Here is an 8,896-nt window from a genome sequence, read left to right on the forward strand (position 1 = left end):
AGTTGCGTTTGCGCGTGGGGCATTGTTTTTTGGTAACCCGAAGCGTCAGCGAGGGATCCCGTCAACACCCAAAATCCCTCGCTCACGCGTCGGGTTGTGATGAAAATCGCTGGCTTCAAAAGTTAAATCGGTGACGCCGCCAGCCCGTAGGCACCAAAGATATTCATCGCCATGCGAATGATTAGGAACACCAATGTTCCCGCAGTGATCAACCAGACGACCGATGTCGCGATGCCCGACAATGTCCGCATTGCCATTTTCGCCCGCTCTTCGTACTCCGTGCACAGGTGATCAATCGATTCGCTTTCGGTACCGGATAGCTCGGCGACTTCGACCAGTTGTAAAAAGGTTTCCGGAAACAACGAAGTCGACCTTAGTCCGCCCGCCAAGGTGTCTCCGCGGTCGCGAATCGCGGTTTCAAAGATTTCACCCCCGCTGCGATAATACTCGCTATCGGTACTGTCCAAACTGAGTTTGACGCTGCGAATCGGATCCAGTCCGGCCCCCAAGGACAACGCCAGCGTGCGCGTGAATCGGGACAGCGTGATCGTTTGCAGCGCCGGACCGAACTTGGGAATCAAATACAGCAGCGGGATCAAATTCTGCACTCCGCCCAGGTTTCGCTGATAGGCCACGTACAGCGCAACGAAAATCGCTGCCACGGCGGCGATGTATGACCAAAAGATCAAGACGCCTGTTCCGCCCCGCAGCCCGAACCCCAACATGTCGGCCATCTGCCCGCCACTGGCCGGTTGCAGAATGCCCAGCAGGTAGATAAACAACGAGATCACGCCCAACCCCAAAAACATTTGAATGGCTGGCCAACTGATCGAGGACATAAATTGCCGCCGCAGTTGCACCTGCTGTTCGTAATGTTCGGCAAGCGTCAGAAAGGTGCGTTCGAGTTTTCCGGTGTCCTCGCCGACGCGGGTCAACGAGATCATCAATCCCGGAAAGAACTTGGGCCGCTGCTTCATCGCATCGGTCAACGAGAACCCTTCGTTGATGCTGGTCAACAGATGCGAAATGGCCTCGCGCTGCTGGTTTGAACCATACTTGGATTCAGATTTCAGCAATCTCAGGATGTCGGCGCCGGCGCGCAGCCCGGTCCCCATTCGCCGTGAAAATCCCGCTGCAGCTGAGAGACTCATTCGTTGAGAAAACATCCGCAGTCGCCCAGAACAGAAATCGACAGGTCAAAAATCACAGGACCGCGCACGTTCTCGCGATCAACGTGCACGGATTGTAACCGCCTGGGCCCGACAGTTTTAGGCGACCGAACGATACAGCATCTCGGCGTTGGTTTTGTCCAACGGTACCGGATTAAAGGTTCCGGTCCATTGTTGCAGCGCTTCTTCGACAAAACTCTCGATGCCGCTCGCAGGAATGGACAAGGCGTTCAAACTGGTCGCCAGCCCGGCCTCCTCCAACCAATGCGTGACCATGCACGCCAACCGCTCGGGAGCGTCCGATTCGGTCACGCTCGGATCGACTTCGCGCAAGAGTTCGGCATACCAATCGGCATGGCGTTGACCATTTAAACGAATCACCGCGGGCAGCATCAATCCGACGGCTTGGCCATGCGTGATGTCGTGCCGCGCGGTCAATGGATTTGCGGTGGCATGGGCGGCGCCCAACATGGATGTTTCGATCGCCATCCCAGCGAAACAGGCGCCCAACTGCATTTGACCGCGGGCATCAACGTCATCCGGTGCCGCCAACACGCGCGAGAATCCGGCGGCCAGCATTCCGAAGGCGCGGCGGCTGTAGGTGGTCGACATCGGGTTGCGGCGATTACTGACATAGGTTTCGATCGCGTGTGAAATCGCGTCGATCCCGGTCAACGCAGTGACGCGTCTCGGCTGGGTCAGTGTCAGTTGCGGATCCAACAACGCGATCTTGCAAGCCGCCTTGGGGTCACCGCAGGCCATTTTGACGTGCGTCTCGGCATCGCTGATCAACGCAAACGACTGAGTCTCGCTGCCGGTGCCGCTGGTCGTGGGAACAGCAATCATCGGCAACATCTCCGCAGTCGCTTTGCCGACGCCGTGATAGTCGTGGATCGTCCCGCCGCCGCTGTAGACGAAATTGATCCCTTTGCAGCAATCCATGCTGCTACCGCCGCCGAGTCCAATCAATAGGTCCGGCTGGACCTCCGCTGCTTTGGTGACACCGGCGTCGACCATGGCCGAAGTCGGATTTTCGGCAAAATCGTGGAACGATTCGACGTGCAATCCGGCAGCCTGCAAAATGTCCGACGCGGCGCCGAAATGACCGGCATCGATCAATCCGGCGTCACTGACCACCAACACACAGCGTGGGCGAAACGAGCTGGCGAGTTCGCCCAGGCGGGCAAACACGCCGTCGCCGAAAACGATTCGTGTGCGGCTGACAGCATCAAACGGTGACAATGTGGGCATCGATAGAAGCAACCGGGCGGTTACGGGGCGGGCGGAGGCGTGGCCAAGCGGAGCCGATCATTTTAGCCGATCGGCAATCCTTGGCCCATTGGAAGATGGCGTTTTGTACCGCTCAGCCGCCAACGCTAAATCTGATAATTTGAATGCTCGACCAACGGAGCGTCGCCCTTGCCATCGCGGACTCGCAGCGACGGTTGCTCCAGCACCACCGTTGTCAGCGGCGAAACGCTTTTTGTGATCCAAACACTTGATCCGATCACCGAATCGTGGCCGATCACGGTCCTGCCGCCCAAAATGGTCGCGTTGGCGTAAACCACCACCCGGTCTTCGATCGTCGGGTGCCGTTTCTGGCCACGGATCAGTGCCCCGCTGTCATCGGTTTTGAAACTCAATGCGCCCAGCGTGACACCTTGGTAAAGCTTGACATGAGCACCGATCTGGCAGGTCTCGCCGATCACCACCCCCGTGCCGTGGTCGATGAAAAAGTAGTCACCGATTGTGGCGCCGGGATGAATGTCGATCCCTGTCTGTTTGTGCGCCCATTCACACATCATCCTGGGGATGAAGGGCACCTCCAACCGGACCAACTCGTGAGCGATCCGATAGACCGTGATCGCTTCGATTCCCGGATAACAGAACACGACTTCGTCGGTCGTTTGGCAGGCCGGATCGCCATCGTAGGCCGCTTGCACATCGGTGGCCAACGTCCGCCGCAACTGGGGGACGCGTTCGAGCAATTCGATCGCCATCGCCTGGCCCTTGGCCTCGAAATCTGTGTCGCTTTCGCAATCGTTGTGATTGTTCCGCACCCGGTCTTCGTGACGCAGGGCACGAGCGATTTGGGTGGTCAGCTGATCGTGCAGCGAATCCACCGTGCTGCCCACATGATAGGCAATGTTACCGGCATGCAACCCGACCTTGCGACGATAGCCGGGATACAAAATGTCTTTCAGATCCAACAGGATCTCAATGATCGCTTCGTAGCTCGGCAACGCGCAATGCCCCAAATGGTTGATTGCGTCGTCAGCCGTGTAAGTCGCCACGATGCGGTCGGTTAGCCGCGGCAATTGCTCTTTCAAGCGAACGTCAGATGCCACAACAAATTCTCGCGTGCGTCGGGGAAAGACGGTTTCTGGCTTCCAAATGTCTCACTCATCCTATCGTGCCGCCAAGACCTGGCTAGCCGGTGAAGCGATTCGCCAGGTCTCACAAAGGTCAACGACGGCACCTGTAGCCGGGCTCTTCGAGCCCGGTCCATCAATCTCTCCGGCCTCACCGAGGCCGGCGACAGATTGCCGGCAACCGATCGTCATCGACGATGCGCGACCTTTAGCGTCCGATCGACGGCGGATCATTCAACAGGAAATCACGCGGGCCGCGAACGGTGTAGTAAGGGTAAGCCACTTGGCCGGTTGGCGGACCGGGATTGACCGGCCGTGCATTCAATGCCGCGCCGGCATTGTGCCCCATGAAACCTGGGCCGAGGTGCGAACTGTAGTCGTGGCCGCCTTGCTGCCAGCCGATCGGACCGGCGACACAACCTTTACGACAGCCGCCGCCGCAGGAATTGCAGCCACCGACGTTCATCTTGCCCAGCAATCCCTTGCCACCGCCACAGCTTGCGTCGCCGCAGGCTCCGGACTGGCAGGTCCCACTATTGCAGGCGCCTGAATTACAGGTGCCTGTCGAGCAATTGCCACGCGTTTGATGACGCAGACATCCGGTGCTGACGACCAGCAAACCGGCTAACGATCCTATCCATAACCAACGGTTCATCGCCGAATCCTTTTGGGCATCGTTCACTGAATTGTTTGACCAGAATTGCGGACTCGAAACCGTCACGACGCATTCGTCGAACGATCAGACCGTGAAACCCGATAGCGGGAATAACTGGCACACGCTTACCATCGGCGCCCTGATTGATTCGGTACACACAATCAGTGCGACCGATACAAGGGTTTTGAATTCGTGGCTGAACAGACTCCGCAAATTACCCAACCGTTGCTAGCAACGGGTCTCAACGAAACCGGGATTGTCGCGGTGGCCGCAAAGTTGGTACCGCATGGAGACTCCGATGCTTCCTCACAGCCCCTTGCCAAGATGATGAGCCAGACCTTTCGATTGACCGTCTTCGCGTTCGCCGTGTTGCTACCACTAGCCGGAGTCCGCCAGTTTGTCAGGGCGCAAATCCCCGTCGCGCTGTCCCCGACCGCGGCGCAGTCCAAACAGCCTTCGCTGGCCGAATACCTGGTCAACCGTTTGCGAGCGACCAGCACCGATCAACGCAGCTACGTCGCCGAGATTGTCAAATTGGTCGAAGAAGGCAAGTTGGAGCGACGGTTATTGATCGCGCTGGAACGCTATGCCAGGCGTAAAAGCCCCTATTTCCCCTTGCCAGTGTTCGAGCGCGCGCTGCGTGTCGAAGCGGCCAAACGAGGCGTCGCGGTGCCGATGATCAAAGAAATCGTCGCCCGCAACGGCGAAACCGCCGCCCGCGCAGTATCCGATTCAAGAATCCGCTAACGCGCCCCGCAACCGTAGCTGGACCGGCCACGGTTCAGACGCCCCTATCTCCATCGACCGACTGAACCCTGGCGGGATCAGCTACGACACTTGCCCCGTAACCGTAGCTGGACCGGCCACGGTTCAGACGCCCTTATCTCCATCAACCGACTGAACCCTGGCGGGATCAGCTACGACACTTGCCCCGCAACCGTAGCTGGACCGGCCACGGTTCAGACGCCCCTATCTCCATCGACCGACTGAACCCTGGCGGGATCAGCTACGACACTTGCCCCGCAACCGTAGCTGGACCGGCCACGGTTCAGACGCCCCTGCTCCATCAACCGACTGAACCCTGGCGGGATCAGCTACGACACGCGCCCCGCAACCGTAGCTGGACCGGCCACGGTTCAGACTCCCCTATTTCCATCGACCGACTGAACCCTGGCGGGATCAGCTACGACACGCGCCCCGCAACCGTAGCTGGACCGGCCACGGTTCAGACTCCCCTACTGCATCGACCGACTGAACCCTGGTGGGATCAGCTACGGGATGATTCATTCAACGCTCACCAGCAGATCGCCGGGCTCATCGAACCCGGCGAGTCAACGTGTTCCGCTGGGTCGGACTACAGTTCCCAACCGCTGCGGTATTCGCGGGAGACGAACTCGTTGACGGCGGGAACGTTCGGGCTGGACAGCTTCTTGGCGTCCCACTCGATCCGTTGACCTTCACCCGCACGCAGCGCCAAGTTGCCGACCAAGATGGTTTCGGTCAGACGGCCGGCGTAGCCAAAGTTTGACATCGTGCCGGGCTCGTATTCACCTTTGACGGTGCTGACGAATTCCCATTTTTGTCGTTGATCGCCACCAGACTTGAACGGGATTCGTGGCAGAGTCTGTTCCGGATTTTGGTAATCCTTGTAGTTCTCTTCGGGCAACAACACGAACTTGGCGCCGTAATCATTTTCCGAGAACAACAGGCCTTTGCTGCCGACCACCAAGGCACCGCTGGTCTTGCGACCGCCACTGCGCTGCTTGGCAATGTTTTCTTGGAACGATTTGGGCAACTGTGCGATCAGGTCTTCGCGTGGCAGTTCACCGCCGTCGTACCAATGGAACTTGCAAGCCGGCAATCCTTCTCGCTCGGGGAATTCGAACAACAGCGAGCTACTGGCGGGGAAGGTTTCGCCTTCGAAGATACCGGGGTTCTTGATCGCGGTGACCGCAATCGGGTCCCACAGTTTCAGCGCCATCACCGGCATGTTGGTGGTATGGCATGCCATGTCGCCCAGGGCTCCGGTACCGAAATCCACCCAGCCGCGCCAATTGAACGAGTGGTAGACGCCTTTCTTGAACGGGCGCATCGGTGCCGGGCCGATCCAGGCGTCCCAGTTCAATCCGTCGGGAATCGGATCGCTGCCCTCGGGACGACCTTGGCCTTGTGGCCAGACCGGGCGGTTGGACCAAACGTGGACTTCTGCGACGTCGCCGATCGCACCACTTTGAATGATTTCGACGGCGGTACGCAGCCCATCTTCGCTGGTACCTTGGTTGCCCATCTGGGTGACAACGCCCATTTCCTCGGCGGTCTCGCGCATCAGCCGCGCTTCACTGATCGACCAAGTCAACGGTTTTTGACAATAGATGTGCTTCTTCATCCGCATCGCGCGAACGGCGGCTGCGGCGTGATTGTGATCGGGCGTGCTGACGGTGACGATGTCGACTTTGTCAGCGATCTTGTCCAGCATCTCGCGATAGTCGTCGAACTTTTCGGCGCTTTTGAATTCGCGGCTTTTCTTGTTCAACGTGTCGCCATCACAATCGCACAGGCCAACGATGTTGACGCCTTGTTCGGCGATGTGGCTGGTGTCGCTGCCGCCCTTTCCACCGACACCGATACAGGCTGCGCTCAGACCCTGCAGTGCCGATTCTTGAGCTTTCAAGACGGGACTGGTACCAGCCCAATAGCCGACGCCGACAGCACCGGCTGCTGCACTACGACCCAAAAAACTACGACGGGTGGTCTGTTTACTCATGCAATGATTTCCTTACGCGGAAGTAGTAGGACTGGAAGGATTCGGAGGCCCGATAGCGACATCCGAGCGGTGAAATCTATTCTCACCGACCTTGCCGAATGCGCATTTTAAGAGACTTAGCGGGCCCCTAAGGATAACCGCTAGTCCACTAGGCAACAACAATCGACGTGAAATCCACAAAAACCGGCTCTCAGAGGGGTGGCCAAGAAACCGCCCACTCGATCCGGGCGGTTGGGGCGAACACGGTTTCCGACGCGCCCCGGAATCCAGCGGCTGCGTTTTGTCGACGTTGCGACGGCTTTGTTGTCAATTCGGCCGTCGTTTGTCACATTGTTGTGTTGAAAGCCTCTGTGCATTGAATTCCCTGCAAACCCTACCGCCGGCCATTAGATTCATGAAATTGACCGTTCGCCAATTCGCTGTTCACTCCCTGGCCGCATCGACGTTGTGCGCCGGTCTGGGTGGTTGTGATTTCAAACGCCCCGCCCCGCCTGCCGACGCAACGGCCGAATCCAGTGCACCTGTCAAACAGCCGGCCCCGCCGGCGGCACCCAAAGACGACGCCACCGCGGTCGCCGCGCTGGAAGACGCCGGTTACTTGATCGAAAAATCCGCTGACGGCACCGTCACCTCGGTCGCCATCGCCAGCGACGCCGATGTCAGCGAGACCTATCGCCACCTGGCCGGTGTTCCCTCGGTGACCCAAGCCCGCTTCACCGGCCCCGGCATCGACGACAAAGGACTGGAAATCCTGAGCGAGCTGAAACAATTGCAACGCTTGGATTTCACCGATTCGGCAATCACGGACAAGACTCTGGACGTCGTGGCTAAGCTCCCGGGACTGCAAGTGCTGTCACTGCGCCGCGTCGGCGTGACCGATGAAGGATTGGAAAAATTGAGCCCGCTGCAAAAACTGCGTGCCATCGATTTGCGCAACACCAACATCGGCAACGGAGGCATGAAGGCGATTGCGAAACTGAAATCGCTGCAAGACGCTCAACTGGAAAAATCCAAGGTCACCGATGCAGGCGTCAAAGAATTGGCCGGATTGCCGCTGAAGTCATTCAATGCCAATTACTGCACCTCGCTCAGCGATGCGACCCTGGAAGTGTTTGCGAAGATCCCGACCCTGGAACAAATCCAACTGGATTACACCAAGATCAGCGACGAGGGCATGCCCTCGCTGGCGAACCTGAAGAAACTAAAACGGCTTCGTATCCGCGGTTGTGATGTGACTGGCGAAGGCATCAAGCATCTGGCCGGTGCCAACGAAATGGCTCGCATGGAACTGCGCGACACTTCGATCGACGACGAAGGGCTGGCCGTCATCGCCAAGTTCCCGAAACTGACCTACCTGGACTTGGGCGAATGCCGCCTGATTTCCCCCGACGGCATCAAGCAACTGGGCGCCGCGACCGGATTGACCTACCTGGGTTTCTGGGAAACCAAACTGGATGACGACGCCCTGAACGCCTTGGGCGGCTTGGTCAACCTGGTGGAATTGGATCTCAAAGCGACCAACATCAGCGACGAATCGATCCCAACGCTTTTGAAGTTCCAAAAACTGGAAAACCTAAACGTTGGCGGGATCTACCAATTGACCGACGACGGTTTTGCCGAGCTGGGAAAACTTCCCAATCTGAAAACCATTAACGTCGCCAACACGCAAATCGGATCGAGTGGTTTGGGTGCCCTGGAAGACCAAAACGAGAACCTAAAGATCGTCGAGTACGAGAACTAATCCTCCCTCGACACCAGCCAGACTCGCAAATCTGCACGCGCCATCCAACGCTGGAGTGCACACGATTCAGCGAGTTATTTGGCCAACCGCCCGGGGTGTTGCTCTACGCCGTTGGCGTAAAGACGCCCCGACCAGCGCCAAGACCTTCGATCGGGTCAGCATGCTCGAAGATTGCAACGACCTCCTGTCGTTGCT

7 protein-coding genes are annotated in these 8,896 nt (G+C 58.2%); 2 read left to right on the forward strand and 5 right to left on the reverse strand.

The window, feature by feature from the left end:
• Window positions 1–122 precede the first annotated feature (122 nt).
• The 4 genes from NHH03_RS11430 to NHH03_RS11445 form a co-directional block, all read right to left on the reverse strand.
• On the reverse strand, window positions 123–1,151 hold the full coding sequence (locus NHH03_RS11430; RefSeq protein WP_253156159.1) for a type II secretion system F family protein: 1,029 nt from the start codon (window positions 1,149–1,151) through the stop codon (window positions 123–125).
• 117 nt (window positions 1,152–1,268) lie between these two features.
• On the reverse strand, window positions 1,269–2,411 hold the full coding sequence (locus NHH03_RS11435) for an iron-containing alcohol dehydrogenase (RefSeq protein WP_315861448.1): 1,143 nt from the start codon (window positions 2,409–2,411) through the stop codon (window positions 1,269–1,271).
• Window positions 2,412–2,545: 134 nt separating this feature from the next.
• Entirely contained in the window at window positions 2,546–3,517 is a 972-nt protein-coding gene (locus NHH03_RS11440; protein WP_253156161.1) for a serine O-acetyltransferase, read from the reverse strand.
• 232 nt (window positions 3,518–3,749) lie between these two features.
• Window positions 3,750–4,196: a hypothetical protein gene (locus tag NHH03_RS11445; protein ID WP_253156162.1), complete on the reverse strand. Its 447-nt coding sequence runs from the start codon at window positions 4,194–4,196 to the stop codon at window positions 3,750–3,752.
• Between the two features lie 192 nt (window positions 4,197–4,388).
• On the opposite strand from NHH03_RS11445, the gene NHH03_RS11450 reads away from it, so the two are divergent.
• Window positions 4,389–4,943: a hypothetical protein gene (locus tag NHH03_RS11450; RefSeq protein ID WP_253156163.1), complete on the forward strand. Its 555-nt coding sequence runs from the start codon at window positions 4,389–4,391 to the stop codon at window positions 4,941–4,943.
• A gap of 607 nt (window positions 4,944–5,550) precedes the next feature.
• Here the strand turns inward: NHH03_RS11450 and NHH03_RS11455 are convergent.
• Window positions 5,551–6,960 carry a Gfo/Idh/MocA family protein gene (locus tag NHH03_RS11455; protein ID WP_253156164.1) on the reverse strand — a complete coding sequence of 470 codons (1,410 nt, stop codon included), beginning with the start codon at window positions 6,958–6,960 and terminating at the stop codon, window positions 5,551–5,553.
• A gap of 394 nt (window positions 6,961–7,354) precedes the next feature.
• Between NHH03_RS11455 and NHH03_RS11460 the strand changes: the two genes are divergently transcribed.
• On the forward strand, window positions 7,355–8,701 hold the full coding sequence (locus NHH03_RS11460) for a leucine-rich repeat domain-containing protein (protein ID WP_253156166.1): 1,347 nt from the start codon (window positions 7,355–7,357) through the stop codon (window positions 8,699–8,701).
• Window positions 8,702–8,896 lie beyond the last annotated feature (195 nt).

The organism is Stieleria tagensis, assembly GCF_024129865.1.
Classification (GTDB): Bacteria; Planctomycetota; Planctomycetia; order Pirellulales; family Pirellulaceae; genus Stieleria; species Stieleria tagensis.